Annotated in this window: 7 protein-coding genes; all 7 read left to right on the top strand. The window is 35.8% G+C overall.

From position 1 onward, the window contains the following. Positions 1-143: 143 nt before the first annotated feature. The 7 genes from H033_RS0110195 to H033_RS0110225 all read left to right on the top strand — a co-directional run bounded on the left by H033_RS0110195 (position 144) and on the right by H033_RS0110225 (position 17,184). A complete protein-coding gene (locus H033_RS0110195) occupies positions 144-3,488 on the top strand; it encodes a VCBS repeat-containing protein (RefSeq protein ID WP_231367592.1) in 3,345 nt (1,114 codons plus the stop codon). A gap of 6 nt (positions 3,489-3,494) precedes the next feature. Beyond that, a complete protein-coding gene (locus H033_RS0110200; RefSeq protein WP_026838232.1) occupies positions 3,495-6,851 on the top strand; it encodes an FG-GAP-like repeat-containing protein in 3,357 nt (1,118 codons plus the stop codon). Beyond that, positions 6,835-10,113, top strand: a complete 3,279-nt coding sequence (locus tag H033_RS0110205) for a VCBS repeat-containing protein (protein WP_231367593.1) — start codon at positions 6,835-6,837, stop codon at positions 10,111-10,113. The genes H033_RS0110200 and H033_RS0110205 overlap by 17 nt, the downstream gene beginning before the upstream one ends. Position 10,114: 1 nt before the next feature. After that, positions 10,115-11,461 (top strand): vanadium-dependent haloperoxidase, encoded by a 1,347-nt coding sequence (locus H033_RS0110210; RefSeq protein ID WP_026838234.1) that lies wholly within the window; start codon positions 10,115-10,117, stop codon positions 11,459-11,461. Positions 11,462-11,465: 4 nt separating this feature from the next. After that, positions 11,466-12,389, top strand: a complete 924-nt coding sequence (locus H033_RS0110215; RefSeq protein ID WP_026838235.1) for a GyrI-like domain-containing protein — start codon at positions 11,466-11,468, stop codon at positions 12,387-12,389. Between the two features lie 365 nt (positions 12,390-12,754). After that, entirely contained in the window at positions 12,755-14,788 is a 2,034-nt protein-coding gene (locus tag H033_RS0110220; protein ID WP_026838236.1) for a glycoside hydrolase family 65 protein, read from the top strand. Between the two features lie 272 nt (positions 14,789-15,060). Continuing rightward, positions 15,061-17,184, top strand: a complete 2,124-nt coding sequence (locus tag H033_RS0110225; protein WP_026838237.1) for a Tex family protein — start codon at positions 15,061-15,063, stop codon at positions 17,182-17,184. Positions 17,185-17,537 lie beyond the last annotated feature (353 nt).

Genomic DNA, 17,537 nt, shown 5'->3' on the forward strand with positions numbered 1-17,537 from the left:
GTTTAATTCCCCGAGGCTTGCCTCGAACTTTTAAAAGGATTTTCCAATTCATACCTCGTGGGCTTGCCCCGAGGTTCTTGATTCAAAAAATAAGAGGGCGAATTCGCCCTCTTATTTTTTTTCGAAAATATTTTAATTTAAAATTGATATTTTATAATAGATTGCCTCAAAATACAGTTAAAGAATCCGTGGTAAAAAAGAAAAAAATATTCTTAGTTTCTATCTTTATAATCCTGTTTTTTCAGGCTTGTAAAAAAGAAGGATATCTTTTCGAAAGGATAGAATCTTCGCATTCAAATCTATATTTCTCTAATGAACTTAATTCAAATTCAGAATTAAACATTTTTAATTATTTGTATTATTATAATGGAGGTGGCGTGGCTGCTGGGGATTATAATCAGGATGGCCTAATAGATTTGTATTTCACATCTAATGAGCAAGAGGATAAACTTTATTTAAATACAGGTAATTTTAAATTTGAAGATATTACTTCATTCTCCCAAATTGATAACTCCCAAGGATGGACTACAGGAGTTAGTAATATAGATATTAACGGAGATGGTTTACTAGACCTTTATATTTGTAAAGTAAGTGGTTTTCTTAATCTGAATGGGCATAACCTACTCTATGTGAATCAAGGCCCTGATGAAAATGGTATTCCCGTTTTTGACGAACAGTCTGCAAAATATGGCCTTGATTTTTCAGGTTTCTCTACTCAGTCTGTTTTCTTGGATTATGATCAGGATGGAGATCTTGATATGTTCTTATTAAATCATTCCGTGTATCCCAACAGAAATTACGGAAGAGGGGAAAAAAGGCAAGGTTATGATCTAAAATCTGGGGACCGGTTGTTTAGAAACGATAATGGATTTTTTACTGATGTCTCTTCTGAAGCGGGAATATTCCAGGGAGTGATTGGTTATGGACTGGGTGTGGCAGTTGGAGATCTTAATAACGATTTGTATCCTGATATCTATGTTGGGAATGATTTCTTTGAAAATGATTATTTATATATTAATCAGAAGAATGGAAGTTTCCATGAGCTTATTTCAGATAAACCTGAAAAGTTGGGCCATACTACTCATTTTTCCATGGGTAACGACATTGCCGATATAAATAATGATGGCCTTGCAGACATCTTATCTCTAGATATGCTTCCTGAAGACCTGAAGGCTTACAAAACCTCCGGACTGGAATATCCATTTCAAACTTATGCGACCTATTTAAAAAATGGGTTTTCACCACAATACATGCAGAACACCCTACACATCAATACAGGAAACCTGAATTTTTCGGAAACTGCATATCTTAGCGGTATTTCAGCATCAGATTGGTCTTGGGGAGCCCTTTTTGCCGATTTTGATAATGATACCCATAAAGATCTTTTTATTACGAATGGAATAAAAGGTGCTACCAACGACATGGATTTTATCAAGTATATCTCAAATGAAAAAATTCAGAAACAACTAAGCCAAGGAAATTTTGAAAATTATGATGATCTTATAAAAGAGCTGCCTGAAAAAAAAATATCCAACTACATATTTCAGAATCAGGGAGATAATACATTTGCAAATCGAAAAAATGAATGGCTAAATGTGGAACCTAGCTTTAGTCATGGTGTTGTATATGCTGATCTTGATAATGATGGGGATTTGGATTTAATATTGAACAACACAGACGAAAATGCCGGGATTTTTAAAAATAATTCAGAGAAAACTATTAAAAACAATTTTCTTAAGGTTCAGCTTAAAGGAGATAATTCCAACAAATTTGGTATTGGTGCAAAAATCATTTTATATTACGGAGATAAAATTCAGCAACAGGAACATTATTTAAGCAGGGGTTATCTTTCTTCTCTGGCCCCAGGATTACATTTTGGTCTTGGCAATCATTCCTTAATAGATTCTTTAAAGGTAATCTGGCCGGGATTTTTAACTGAAACCAAATACAATATTAAAACCAATAGAAGTATTGAACTCAATATAAACGATGCCGACAGCCTTATTTTAAAAAAACCTCAAATCAGTTCTATTTTTACTAGAACGGATTCTTTGATAGATTACAAACATGTCGAACAATCCACATTGGAATTTAATATTGAACCTCTAATCCCTTTTGGTTATGCTAATCAGAGTCCACGTGCCTCAGTAGCCGATATCAACAAAGATGGTCTTGACGATCTCGTAATTGGCGGAGGAAAAACACAGAGCTTGAATTTGTGGTTGCAAAATGTAAATGGGAGTTTAGAGAAATCTAAGCAAAAAATATTTGAGGAAGATGCTATATCAGAAGATACCGATCAATTGTTTCTGGATGTAGATGGTGATATGGATCAGGATTTAATAGTGGTTGGGGGGGGTAATGAATTTACTAAAGGAAAACCTTTACAACCGCGATTATACCTAAATGAAAACGGAAAATTCTGTTTGGATGATCAACAATTTAAGGGAATCACCCTAAATGCTTCGGGCGTAACCACGGTAGATTTAAATGTAGACGGCTTTCCCGATCTTTGTTTTAGTGCAAATATAGTCCCGGGGGAATACGGTAAAACTCCTGTGCAATATTTATTTTTAAACGATGGCAATGGTAACTTTACAGAAGTAACCAGTCAATATTCTGAATCCTTCAGGAATGCTGGAAATGTTCAGGATATTATTTGGATAGACATCAATAATGATACTATTGAGGATGCCATAATGGTTGGTCATTGGATGCCTGTCACTATATTTCTAAATAATGGGAAGAAGCTAAGCAAACTGGATGTCGGGCTTGAAGATACGAACGGATGGTGGAATGCGGTGATTGCAGAAGATTTTGATGGCGATGGGGATATAGATATTGTTGCAGGAAACTGGGGGCTTAATTCCAGACTTAAGGCTTCCTTAGAAAAACCTTTAAAGCTTTATCTTGGAGATTTTGATGGAAACGGATCTATAGATCCAGTAGTGAGTTATTTTTATGAAGATAAGGAAACAGCTTTTGCTTCTAAGGATGAACTTGACCACCAAATGCCATTTTTAAAAAAGAAATTTCCTAGTTACAAAGAGTATGCAGCAGCCGATTTTTCTGAGATTCTAACCCGGGAAAATCAGAAGAATGCGGAAGTGAAACAGGTTTTTGAATTAGCCAGTTGCTATTTTGAAAATAATGGAGATAATACTTTTACAAAGCGTGTTTTACCTTTTGAGACACAGGTTTCGGCAATCTTTGCTATAGATACACAGGATTTTAACAGTGATGGTTTTCCCGATCTTTTTTTGGTAGGAAATAACTATGAAATTAGCACTCAATTGGGTAGATTAGACGCCAGTCATGGAACTGTTCTTATCAATGATAAGAAGGGTTTTTTTCAAACTTATAAAAAGGAAATACCTGATATTTCAGGGGCTGCCCGAGATATTCAGGAAATCTGTATTAATGGTGAGTTACATCTTATTGTAACATTTAATAATAGTACTCCAACTATTTTGAAAATTAATAATTAAATAAAAATGAAAGCCCTATCATATTTGTCAATTTTCAACCTAATTTTTTTTTCAGCACTTATCTCCTGCAACAATAAGGAGAAAAAAGAAGAAAAGTTAGAGGTAAATACAAACACACTTTTTTCATTAATGCCATCTGAGGAGACCGGAGTAGATTTTATAAATGAAGTAAAAAATAGCCCCGATTTTAATATTTTCAAGTATCGTAATTTTTATAATGGGGGTGGAGTAGCTATTGGTGATATAAATAATGATGGTTTGCCTGATATTTACTTTACCGGCAATATGAAACCCAATAAACTATATCTAAATAAGGGTGATTTTCAATTTGAAGATATTTCGGCATCTGCGGGGGTGGAAGGAAACAAGCCATGGTCTACAGGTGTTAACATGGTAGACATCAATAATGACGGGCTGCTTGATATTTATGTGAGCAATGCCGGCAATATGGAGGGGGACAATCATAATAACGAACTATATATCAACAACGGTGATCTAACATTTACCGAAAAAGCCAAAGAATATAATCTTGCCGAAACCGGTTTTAGCACCCATGCCTCTTTCTTTGATTATGATAAGGATGGCGATCTGGATGTATATATATTGAATAATAGTAATATTCCTGTGAGTAGCTTGGGATTTGCGGAACAGCGGGAAGTAAGGGCCCAAGACTGGGAAGGTATTCCAAAAATTTTTCGAGGGGTTGGAGATATGTTATTGCGCAATGATGATGGCAAATTTGTAGATGTTAGTGAAGAAGCGAATATTTATGGAAGTTTGATTGGGTTTGGTTTGGGCGTAGTGGTGAGTGATTTTAATAATGATTTGTATCCCGATATTTATGTTTCCAATGATTTTTACGAAAGGGATTATCTATATATCAATAATCAGGACGGAACTTTTACCGAAGATATTGAAAACTGGACTTCACATTTAAGTCTTTCAGCCATGGGAGTGGATATAGCAGATATTAACAATGATGGTTATGCAGATATTTTCGTTACTGATATGTTGCCCGATACTGAAGAGAGAGTAAAATCTGTTATGGAATTTGAAAGTTATAATGTTTTTAAGCTCAAACAAAGCAAGGATTTCTTTCAACAGTATATCCATAATACACTTCAGCTAAACAATGGTAATAATACGTTTTCTGAAATAGCACACTTTAGTGGTGTTGAAAGTACAGACTGGAGCTGGGCGGGTTTAATTTTTGATATGGATAACGATGGCAATCGGGATATTTATGTGACCAACGGAATCAATCACGATCTTACGGATCTTGATTTTGTAGATTTTTTTGCGAATGAGATTATTCAGAAAATGGCTCTAACAGGAAAAAAAGAGGCCATAGATTCAATAATTAATAAGATGCCTATTACACCGCTTCCCAATTATGCTTTTCAGAATATGGGAAAACTTAATTTTGAAAATTCAGCAGAAAAATGGGGTTTAGGAATCCCTAGTTTATCAAATGGTAGTGCTTATGGAGATCTGGATAATGATGGGGATCTTGATCTTGTAGTGAATAATGTAAATATGGAATCCTTTATTTACAAAAATAATACAGATAAATTAAAAGATAGAAATTATTTACGAATTCAATTAAAAGGAAATCAGAAGAATAGTTTTGGGATTGGAAGTATCATCAGGCTTTATCATAATGATGAGATCTTTATGCAGGAGCAGAATCCTTCAAGAGGTTTCCAATCCTCTATGGATTATACAATGAACATTGGTCTTGGAAAAATAAAAGAAATAGATTCTCTAAGGATAATATGGCCAGATAATTCTACACAATTGCTTGGCAATATTAAAACCAGTTCCACCATAATTCTGAATCAAAATGAAGCGTTGGAAAAATATAATCCAAAACCAATAAAAAAACAGGAACAATTGTTCACCGAATTGTCGGACAAAAATTTTGAAACTCATAGCGAGAATTCTTATACAGATTTTGATTATGAAGGATTGATCTATAAAAAAATGTCTCAGGAAGGACCTTCGCTTGCTGTTGCCGATATTAATGGCGATGGAAATGAGGACATATTTATTGGAGGAGCAAAGGGACAACCTGGAATTATCTATATAAATAACGGGAACGGAAATTTAGAGAAATCTTCGCAACCGGCTCTGGATACAGACTTTCTATTTGAGGATACTGCCGCTTCATTTTTTGATTTTGATGGTGATGGCGATCAGGATCTTATGGTTGGCTCAGGAGGCAATGAATTAGGAGAAGAGAGTAATTACAGGGCCCGGCTATATGTTAACGATGGGAAGGGAAGATTTTCGCCTTATACAGGGGTAATTCCGGCGGTGAACCATAATGTTGCGGTTATTGCCCCCTACGATTTTGATCAAGACGGTGATATGGACGTTTTTATAGGTTCCCGAAGTATAGTCCTTAATTACGGTATAGATCCTCAACACTTATTTTTGGAAAATACAGGGGATGGTAATTTTTCAAATGCTACGGAAAGGATCCTTTACGATGTTAAATATGCTGGTATGATCACCGATGCTATCTGGGAGGATATAGATGGAGATGGCAAAAAAGACCTCATAACGGTTTCGGATTGGGGCGCACCCAAGATTTTTAAAAATTCAGGAAGAAGACTTTCATTTTTCAAGAGTAATTTAACCGATTACACAGGCTGGTGGAATACAATAGAGGCTGCCGACATCGATAATGATGGCGACCAGGATCTAATAATTGGAAATAAAGGTTCGAATATTCCCTATAAGCCATCAATGGATCAACCTATGAAAATGTGGATCAACGATTTTGACAGCAATGGTAGTATTGAACAAATTGTGACGCAGAATAAAAATGGGAAAGATTATCCTATACACATGAAAAGGGAGATGATCTCCCAGCTAGTTTTTCTGAAAAAAGAAAATTTAAAAGCATCTGAATATGCTAAAAAGTCTATAAATGAATTAATGCCGAAAGACAAACTTGACAATGTAATTGTAAAAGATGTTGCGATTTCTGAAACAATTATTGCTATTAATGACGGCAAAGGAAATTTTAAAATCAAAATACTGCCCAGCCGCACCCAGTTTTCCAATGTAAATAGCATTTCCATTATAGATGTGAATAACGACGGTAATCTGGATCTGGTAATGGCTGGGAATAATCACGAATTTAAACCCCAGTTTTCAAGACAGGATGCTAGCTTTGGAGATGTACTGCTTGGAGATGGTGAAATGAATTTTGATTGGCAAGAGTATGCCAAAAGCGGATTTTCTATTAAAGGGGATATAAAACACCTGCGCCGATTTAAAGATAAGAATGGCAGACAATTTATAATAGTAGCTATTAACGATAAAAAACCTAAAATTTTTGAAATCAATAATTAATAGGACATTAATTTTTTTGGTCCTCATCGGTTGTCTATTTGGATGTGCTAAAAAGGAAAAAAAGTTTTTATCAATCCTGCAGGCAGAAACATCTGGGATAGATTTTATTAATAAACTTACCGAAAACCGGGATCAGAATATTCTCGATTACCTTTATTACTACAACGGAGGAGGAGTAAGTATAGGCGATATTAATAATGATGGTTTACCGGATATCTACTTTACCGGAAACCAGGTAAAAAATCGCCTTTATCTCAATAAAGGAAATTTAAAATTCGAGGATATTACTGAAAAGGCTGGAGTAGAGGGGAACAGCACTTGGAATACAGGGACTACCATGGCAGATGTTAATGGGGATGGTCTTCTTGATATTTATATCTGTGCCGTGGTAGGAGTAAACGGTTTTATCGGTTATAATGAGCTTTATATCAATAACGGAGATCTCACATTCTCGGAAAAAGCTAAAGAATTTGGACTTGATCTGGAAAATTACTCTTCCCAGGCAGCTTTTTTTGATGCCGATAATGATGGAGATCTGGACATGTACCTACTAAATCATGCCATTCATACCAATAAATCTTTTGGTCCTGCTGAAATTAGGAATAACAGGGTTTACGAGAGTGGCGATAAATTATTTCTAAATGAAAACGGGAAATTTATAGATGTAAGTGAAGAAGCGGGGATTTATGGTGGAGCAAATAGTTATGGACTTGGTATTAGTACCGCCGATTTTAATAACGATGGATTTACAGATATTTACGTTGGGAATGATTTTCATGAAGATGACTATTATTACCTGAATAATGGGGATGGTACTTTTACTGAAAGCCTTAAAACTAAATTTGGGCATGTGTCAAAGTTTTCCATGGGTAGTGATGTGGCCGATATTAATAATGACGGATTTATAGATCTAATTACGCTGGATATGTTGCCGGAAGATGAGAAAATCCTCAAACGCTCAGCAGGTGAAGATGACGTAAATCTTCATAATTTAAAAACAGAACGACTGGGATACCATCCTCAATACAGCCGCAATATGCTACAGTTAAATATGAACGGGGATTATTTTGCTGAAACTGCACTTATGAGCGGCGTTGCTGCGACCGATTGGAGCTGGGGCGCCCTTTTTACCGATCTTGATCAGGACGGGCAACAGGATCTTTTTATCACGAACGGGATTCCCAAACGCCCGAATGATCTTGATTATATTAAATACACTTCCAATGAACAAATTAAGCAACAACTAGATCAAACCACTTTGGTAGATAACGAAGCGCTGGAAAAAATGCCTTCGGGAGCAGTTACCAATTATGTTTTTAAAGGTAATTCCAACGGAACATTTGAAGATATGTCTTATATATGGATTGCAAATGATTCAGTGATCTCTACTGGTGTAGCCTACGCCGATTTGGATAACGATGGGGATATTGATATTGTTACTAATAATATTAATAAAACTCCAAGCCTCTACATCAATAATGAACCAACCGGCAATTATCTTAAAATAAAATTAAGCGCAGGAAATGGAAACACATTTGGTATCGGGAGTAAAGCCATACTTTATACCGATAAAGGAAAACAATACCGCCAATTATATACTACAAAGGCATACCAGTCCTCTTCTGAACCAATAATTCATTTTGGAATTCCTAAAAACACCCGCATAGATTCACTTAGCATTATCTGGCCAGACCAGACTTTAAAAACGCTAACCTCAGTGAAACCAAACAGTATGCTGGAAATAAAATGGGAAGCTACTAATAAGAAAGCCGATCTTATGGAATTGTTCCAAAAAAAGAATAAATCATGGTTTTCTGAAGCTGAATCTGATTTTGGCCTTAATTATAAACATGAGGAAAATCTTTATGAAGATTTTGATCTTCAAAAATTAATAGCCCACAAGATCTCAGATCTTGGTCCTGCAGTGGAAGTAGCCGATCTAAACAATGATGGCCTGGATGATGTCCTGTTTGGGGCGTCCAGGTTTAGTCCATCTGTGGTGTTTTTTCAGGATAAAAAAGGTTTTACCATGGAGAAACCCAAAGGTATCCTTAATGATTCCCTTTACGAGGATACCGATATCGAAATTGCCGATTTTAATAATGATGGTAAAAAGGATGTTTTAATTGTTTCCGGGGGAGGAGAATCTGTAGGAGATGATAAGTGGTTACTGGACCGACTTTATTTAAATGAAGCTGGAGATTTTAGAAAGGATAGCCTTTTCCCCAAAATATACGCAAATTCTTCGGTTATTAAGTCGGCTGATTATGACGGGGATGGCGATCTAGATGTTTTTATCGGTTCCAACGCTGTCAACTACAAATATGGAGAAATTCCAAAGGCTTATCTACTCAGGAATGAGAATGGAACTTTTGCGATGAATGACCAATCCCGTATTTTTGAGGATCTGGGAATGATTAATGACGCAATTTGGGAAGATTTCGACAATGATGGTGATCTCGATCTTATTGTCGTGGGGGAGTGGATGGCTCCCAAGTTTCTGGAAAACATGAATGGAGTTTTTTTAGATGTGACGGATAGCTTAATTTCTCAAAAATTAAATGGGTTATGGCAGCAAATTTTGCCATTCGATATAGACAAAGATGGGGATACCGATTATCTTCTTGGAAATTGGGGATTGAATACAAAATTTAAAGCTTCCACGGAATATCCCCTTTTGATGTACTTTAAGGATTTTGATAAGAACGGCTTACCTGAAACATTACTAGCAACTGAAAAAAATGAAAAATATTATTTCATTCACGGCTTGGATGAACTTGCTTCCCAATTACCTGTGCTTATAAGAAAAAGGTTTGCCACCTATAAAGATTTTGCAGGTAAAACTGTCCAAGAGATTTTTACTAAAAAAGAACTAGAAGTTGCTTCCAAGAGAGAAGTGCATACACTGGCTTCCGGGTATCTTGAAAATAACAATGGAAAATTTATTTTCAGGGAGTTTGATATGCAGTTGCAGGTGGCGCCTATAAAGGCCATGCTCAAGTATGATTTTAATAAAGACGGTAATGAAGAAGTGTTGATGGGCGGTAATTATTTTGGTGTTACTCCTTATCATGGAAAGTTTGATGCCTTTGGCGGTGCTCTTCTAATAAATGCCGATAAAATTCTGAATTCCAATGAAATTGGTTTAAATTTATCCCAAAAGTCTGTTAAAGATTTTTCCATAATTGAAATACAGCAGCAAGCTTATTTATTGGTTACAATAAATGATGCCGAATCTGAATTGTATAAAATAATTGACTGATATGAAGAATTTAATTTTACTTGTTTTTTCTTCTATACTTATCTTTTCCTGTAAAAATGAGACCCAAAAAATTGAAGTTACTTCAGAAGATTTCCACTCGGCTAATGATCATCTTACCAGGGTAATGGTGCATGATATATTTTCTCCGCCTGTTGCGAGCCGTGTTTATACTTATTCAAATATTGCTGCCTACGAGGTAATGGCGCAGTTTAATAAAGAATATAAAAGTCTGGCCGGTCAATTAAAAGATCTTGCACCCGCTCCTGTAACTACCTCAGAATTAATTAACCCTGAAATAGCTGCCGTGGTAGCTTTTTACGAAATTGGTAAAAATCTTGTCTTTTCAGAAGAAAGACTTATAGTTAAGAGAGATAGCATTTTTAATATTTGGAAAACCAAGGACGAAGAAACTTTTAAAGCTTCTGAAGCCTATGGTTTGCAAGTTGCAAGCCATATTAGAAAATGGATGTCCAAGGATAATTATTCCGAAACACGCACCATGCCTAAGTTTTCTGTACATACAGATGAGGAGAGCCGATGGCAACCTACACCGCCAACTTATATGGACGGTATAGAACCACACTGGAGCAAAATACGACCATTCGCTATTAGTGCAGCCAATCAGTTTAAACCAGTGCCGCCACCGGAGTTTTCCATGGAGCCTGGAAGCCGTTTCCACAATGAATTAATGGAAGTCTATAATATTCGTGAGGAAATTGCAAAAGACGAAGAGAATAGTGAGAAGATGGCTATTGCTAAGTTTTGGGACTGTAATCCTTATGTTTCTATCCTAAGAGGACATCTTATGTTCGCAACCAAAAAAATCACTCCTGGTGGTCATTGGATGGGTGTTACCAAAATAGCTTGTCAGAAATCCGGAGCCGATTTTAATAAATCTGTCTATGCTTACACGAAAGTTTCTGTAGCGCTTGCTGATGGTTTTATTAGCTGTTGGGAAGAGAAATATCGCAGTAATCTGGTTCGCCCCGAAACTCTGATTAATAAATACATTGATGATAGCTGGACTTCAGTATTGCAAACCCCGCCATTTCCTGAATATACTAGTGGACATTCTGTAGTTTCAGGTGCTGCGGCTATTGTGCTTACAGATATTTTTGGAGATGATTTTAGTTTTGATGATGATACTGAAGTGGATTATGGTCTTCCGGTTAGAAGTTTTAAATCATTTAAAGATGCCTCGAGGGAGGCAGCAGAGAGCAGGTTATATGGAGGAATTCATTATAGGGCCGCCATTGAAGTAGGTTTAGACCAGGGCCAAGCAATTGGAAACTATATTGTAAATAAGTTAGAAATGACCAATTCCAAAGAGAAATTAGCGGCCAAGTAATTCTATGAAAAAAATAATTTTATTATTCCTTACTTTAGTACTTTCCGGATTGATCTGGTACTTATTTATAAAAAAATATGATTATCAATTCACTATGGACGCGAAATATGGTCCAGGTAATGCATATCACGATATTTTAGAATGGAAAAGATTTAATCCTGAACTTACCGAAGATAATATTGCGGTCATCCAAGGGGAACCTTTCAAAAATCTAACACAAAAAGTAAATTCTTTTAGCGATTCCCAGGTAGAATTCTATTGGGAGTTTGAAAAAAGAAACGACAGCCTTACAGAAGTTGTCCTAAATGTTAGATCTGAAGAGAATTCATTGGTTAACCGCCTGGATATCATAAATCCCTTTGTGAAAAGTAAATATATAGATAGTTTAAAACAAAATTTATTAACTTTTAGACACAAATTGAAAAATGAACAAACGGCCTATCGTATTCAAATTACCGATAGTATAATCATTTCACCTGCTCTGGACTGTATTTGTCATATTTCTGAAAATATTCCTGTAAAAGGAAAGGCCAGAGAAATGGTAGGAACCATTGATATTCTGGAAGATTACATTCTAAATCGTAATCTAAAATTAACAGGAAATCCATTTGTGAAGATCATTAAATGGAATAGGGAGGAGAATATTATAGATTTTGAATTTTGTTTTCCGGTGAATCTTGCCCAGGATATAAGGCCTTCAGGAGAAGTATTATTCAGGCAATTTCCGTCTTCCACCGCATTAAAAGCGGTGTTCCATGGAAACTATAGGTTATCTCATAAAGCCTGGTATGACCTACTTTACACGGCCGATGAAAAGGATTTGAAAACTCAAGGACTACCATTGGAAGTTTTTTATAATAATCCAAACGTAGAAAGTACTCCATCACCTACATGGAAGGCGGTAATCTATCTACCAATAGCGGAATAAAAAATATTCTTAGATCTTCATTAAAAAGGCATAGCCATTTTTAACCCCTCATTGAGGCTTTGATTTCCGGAGGCTCTTGATTTTCTTTCTGAATATTTTTATTTCAATTTTGAACTCTTTACTTATATTATCAATATCCACCAAAAATGAACCTAGTTTTTAGAGGGAGTTGTATGTTAAAAAAAACACCCGATTATTGAATAAGCCGTATCTCAAAAAATTCCGATAGTAGTTCTTCTATAAAAAATTTGATGGGGTAGGTTAATTTGATGCTAACGTAGATAATAATACATTTTTAAATGGTTTTCATTAATAATACATACATTGTCGATTAATTTTATTTTAATATTTTCAAATACCGGAATATGAAACAAATCCTCTTTGCTCTCCTTGCATTCTTCACCACTTTTTTATGTCAATCTCAAAACGATGGATGGTCTATATCTACAGGAAAGGTTGAGCAATATACAGGTGTGGTTGTCGCAAACGGGAGGATTGGTATCTTACCGGAGGATAAACCTTTTGAGGTGCGTTCGGTAATATTAAATAATGTATATGAAAAAGAATCTCCTTTAGGCGTTTCCAAAATTATTTTGGGAATGAATTTTGGGAATCTCGAAATGGAAATTGACGGGGAAAAAATTACAGAAAACAATATTTCAGACTGGGTGCAAACCTTGAATATGAAGGAAGCTTCCTTTACCACTTCCTTCAACTTCAAAGACAAAGCAAAGGTAACCTATACCATATATGCCCTGCGAAACGTCCAATATTCAAGTTATATAGATTTTAAAGTCGATGCAAAAAAGGATATTCAAATAAAAGTTACCGGAAAAATATTAACTCCAGAAGTATTTCAGGATCCTACCAGCACTTTTAGGGTACTTAAGGATCTGGAAACTACAATGCCCATTTTGCAAACCTTTGCTAAAAGTCAGTATGGTAAACATACCGTTGCCACATCTGCAACCTTCATATGGCATGACATCAATTCCGTAAGAGAAAATGAACGTCCGGAACTTAAACACAATAAAGTTTCTGAATACGATAACAGGTTGTCTTTTGAAAGAAAAGTAAAAAAAGGACAGTTAAGTGAGTTTGCATGGACTGCAGCAGAAACAACCACTCAGGATTTCGAAGATCCTCAAACCGAATCGGAACGTTTTGTTATCTTCAATTTATTAACCCCAAGAAAGGATTTGCTAGGTGAGCATAAAAAACTTTGGAAAGAGCTTTGGGAAGGAGATATTGTGATTGAAGGGGATATGCAATCGCAGCTGGATGTGCGTTTGGCACTATATCATTTATATGCCTTCTCCAGAGGTGATTCTAATTTGAGTATTGCCCCAATGGGACTGTCTTCACAAAATTATAACGGACATATTTTTTGGGATACCGAACTCTGGATGTTTCCCCCTTTGTTATTATTGAATCAGGATATCTCACGTTCCTTGGTAAACTACCGGTCTGACCGTTTGGGGAAGGCAAAACAAAAAGCTGTTAACTTCGGTTACAAAGGCGCTATGTTCCCATGGGAGAGTGATGATACAGGGGAAGAAGCTACACCATCCTGGGCACTTACAGGAACTTTCGAGCACCATATAACATCTGATGTAGCTATAGCCTTCTGGAATTATTACCGTGTGACTAAAAACAAAGAATGGCTTGTTGAAAGAGGTTACCCAATGTTAAAAGAAATTGCAGATTATTGGGTGAGCCGTGTCTCAAAAAATGCTGATGGAAGTTATTCCATTAAAAATGTGGTGGGTGCCAATGAGTTTGCCGCAAACGTAGATGATAATGCATTTACAAATGGTTCCGCAATAACAGCCTTAAATTATGCGGTCCTTGCAGCCAAAGAAGTTGACGAAACACCAAACCCCGCCTGGAATGAAGTTGCTTCAAAAATTGTAATATTAAAATTCCCTGATGGAACTACAAAAGAAAACCAAAGCTATGAGGGAGAAATTATAAAACAGGCAGATGTGAACTTGCTGTCTTATCCTTTGGATATAATTACCGAAAGAGAAAATATTCTTAAGGATTTAAAATATTATGAGTCTAAACTTTCTCCTGAGGGCCCTGCTATGGGGCAATCAATATTTGCCATTTTGTATGCTAGATTGGGAGATTCCAAAGAAGCTTACAGGCTTTTTAAAAGAAGTTATGAGCCTAATAAGCGTGCTCCATTTGGAGCTCTGGCAGAATCGGCCACCAGTGAGAATCCATATTTTGCAACAGGTGCCGGCGGTATGCTCCAGGTTGTGCTATTTGGATTCGGCGGATTGCATATTACCGAAAATGGGATAGAGCAAAAAAATGAGATCTTACCAAAAGAATGGAAATCACTTACCTTAAAAGGTATTGGGCCAGAGAAAAAAACTTATGTGATCAAATAAATAGGGAACAGAGAGACGAGAACCAAGAACCAAGAATCAAGAATCAAGACAAAAAAGCCAAGAAAAAGGCTGAAAAATAGGGATAATTAACTGCGTAAATCTTCGATCCAGGTAGCTTTCAGGAGCGGGAAATTTTTTCTGTTCCTGAATTAATGTTTAAAACCCTAAAGTTTCCAATTAATATTATCTAATTCTCTGGAAATATCTTTGGGTATTTATACAGATAAATTAGAATCCCGGTATCTTTGTTTTCATTACTTAAAACACAAGACTTGGAGTTAATATCATATATAAAATCTAAAATAGCCGTTCCCGAGAGATCTATTCTCAACACAGTAAGCTTATTAAATGAAGATGCTACAATCCCATTTATTGCGCGATATAGAAAAGAGTTAACGGGTAATTTAGATGAAGTTGAAATTGAAAAAATAGCAGAGCTTTTAAAATCCTATTCAGAATTAGAGCGTCGTAAAAAATCTATCATTAAAGCTATTGAAGATCAGGATTCATTGACAGATTCCTTACTGTCTAAGATTCAGGATTCAGATTCTATGTTGGAATTAGAAGATCTATATCTTCCTTTTAAAAAGAAACGTAGAACTAAAGCTGAATCTGCAAGAGAGGCAGGTTTGGAACCTTTGGCCAAAATACTAATGTCTCAGAACGGAGATAATTTAGAACAAGTTGCAAGTCGGTTTTTATCAAAAGATATAAAATCTTCTACCGATGCTTTAGAAGGAGCTCAACATATAATTGCGGAATGGATAAGTGAAAATCCTTATGTGAGGCAGAAGCTAAGAAGGTTATTTCAGAATAGTGCAGATATAGCTTCAAAAGTAGTTACATCTGAAAAAGTAAGCCCAGCTGCGCAAAAATACAAGCAATATTTTGACTGGAATGAGCCTCTAAAAAGAATTCCTTCTCATAGATTACTTGCAATTCTTAGGGCGGAAAGTGAAGGGGTAATAAAGGTAAAGCTTGATGTAGAAAAAATGGAGGCTTTGCGATTAATAGAGAATGTTCTTAATCTGAAAAATTCTTCAGCATCAAAATATATTAAAGAAGCAATAGAAGATTCCTATAAACGACTCTTAAAACCATCCTTTTCCAATGAAGTTTTATCTGAAGCAAAAAATAAAGCAGATGAAGATGCTATTCAGGTCTTTGCTGAAAATTTAGAACAACTTTTATTAGCGCCTCCTCTAGGTAATAAAAGGATCTTAGCCTTGGATCCTGGATTTAAGTCTGGATGTAAATTGGTGTGTTTGGATGAAAATGGAATGTTACTACATAATGAAACTATTTATCCGCATCCTCCACAGAAAGAAATGACGCTTGCCATTAAGAAAATAAGATCGCTCGTAAATGCCTATAATATTGAAGCGATCTCCATTGGAAATGGAACAGCTTCCCGAGAAACGGAACAGTTTATAAAGAAAGTTCCATTTAATAAAGAGGTCGCAGTATATGTGGTGAATGAGGCGGGTGCTTCAATTTATTCGGCATCTAAAATTGCTAGAGAAGAATTTTCAGATTATGATATCACAGTAAGAGGCGCAGTTTCTATTGGGAGACGCTTAATAGATCCTTTGGCCGAATTAGTGAAAATAGATGCAAAGTCAATTGGAGTAGGGCAGTACCAACATGATGTAGATCAAACAAGGCTGAAAAATAAACTGGATGCAGTGGTGATGACTTGTGTAAACCGAATAGGGATCAATGTGAACTCTGCCAGTAAAGAACTGCTTTCTTATGTTTCAGGAATTGGACCAGTACTAGCTGAAAACATTATAAATTATAGATCAGAAAAGGGGAGTATAAAGACCAGAGAAGAGCTACTCAAAGTCCCAAGATTAGGAGCCAAAGCTTACGAGCAATCAGCCGGTTTTTTAAGAATTAAGAATGCGAAAAATCCTTTAGACGATTCTGCAGTTCACCCGGAACGTTATGAGTTGGTGAATAAAATAGCACTTGACTATGGAACTGGGATTAACCAATTAATAGGCAACAAGGAAGTGCTTCAAAAAGTTGATTTAGAGACTTATGTTCAAAAAAATCTTGGGATACCAACGCTAAAAGATATAATTAAAGAACTGGAAAAACCAGGTTTAGATCCCAGAAGTAAGATCAAGGTTTTTCAGTTTGATGAAAACGTAAGCAGCATTAAAGATTTACGAACGGGGATGAAGCTTCCAGGAATCGTTAATAATATCACCAATTTTGGATGCTTTGTTGATGTTGGAGTTAAAGAAAGCGGGTTAATACATATCTCTAAATTGGCGAATGAATATATAAGTGATGTGAATTCTGTTGTAAGATTAGGACAGCATTTAATGGTAACTGTTTTGGAAATTGATCTGGATCTAAAAAGGATCCAACTTTCGTTAATCGATTAATAATAAAGCTGCTAATAGAATTGATTTTTAGCGGTTTGTAGTTGTGTTCATATTAAGATTACAATGTATAGTAAGGATGTCAGGTTGAGACCTGTGATAAAAAAATTTATTTAGCGTAGGAAATTGACGTATGAAAGATGCTGAAACGAGTTCAGCATGACGGCAGTTAAAACAGTATCGTCACCCTGAACTAGTTTCAGGGTCTCTTATTGGGAGTAACTTTGAAAATACGTCAATGGTAGCGGAGTCGAAACCTTCTTTTTAAGTTAAAAAGTTCTCGACTGCGCTCGAACAGACAAAACAATATGATTTAATTTTTGAAAAACAATAAATAATAAAAATTATATATGCTT

The organism is Gillisia sp. JM1, assembly GCF_000424645.1.
In the GTDB taxonomy this organism is placed as follows: domain Bacteria; phylum Bacteroidota; class Bacteroidia; order Flavobacteriales; family Flavobacteriaceae; genus Gillisia.

What these genes read in the sequence shown, in the direction of transcription:
- H033_RS0110200 (WP_026838232.1), top strand. Translation starts at nt 3,495, where the DNA reads ATGAAAGCCCTATCATATTTGTCAATTTTCAACCTAATTTTTTTTTCA.
- H033_RS0110210 (WP_026838234.1), top strand. Translation starts at nt 10,115, where the DNA reads ATGAAGAATTTAATTTTACTTGTTTTTTCTTCTATACTTATCTTTTCC.
- H033_RS0110215 (WP_026838235.1), top strand. Translation starts at nt 11,466, where the DNA reads ATGAAAAAAATAATTTTATTATTCCTTACTTTAGTACTTTCCGGATTG.
- H033_RS0110220 (WP_026838236.1), top strand. Translation starts at nt 12,755, where the DNA reads ATGAAACAAATCCTCTTTGCTCTCCTTGCATTCTTCACCACTTTTTTA.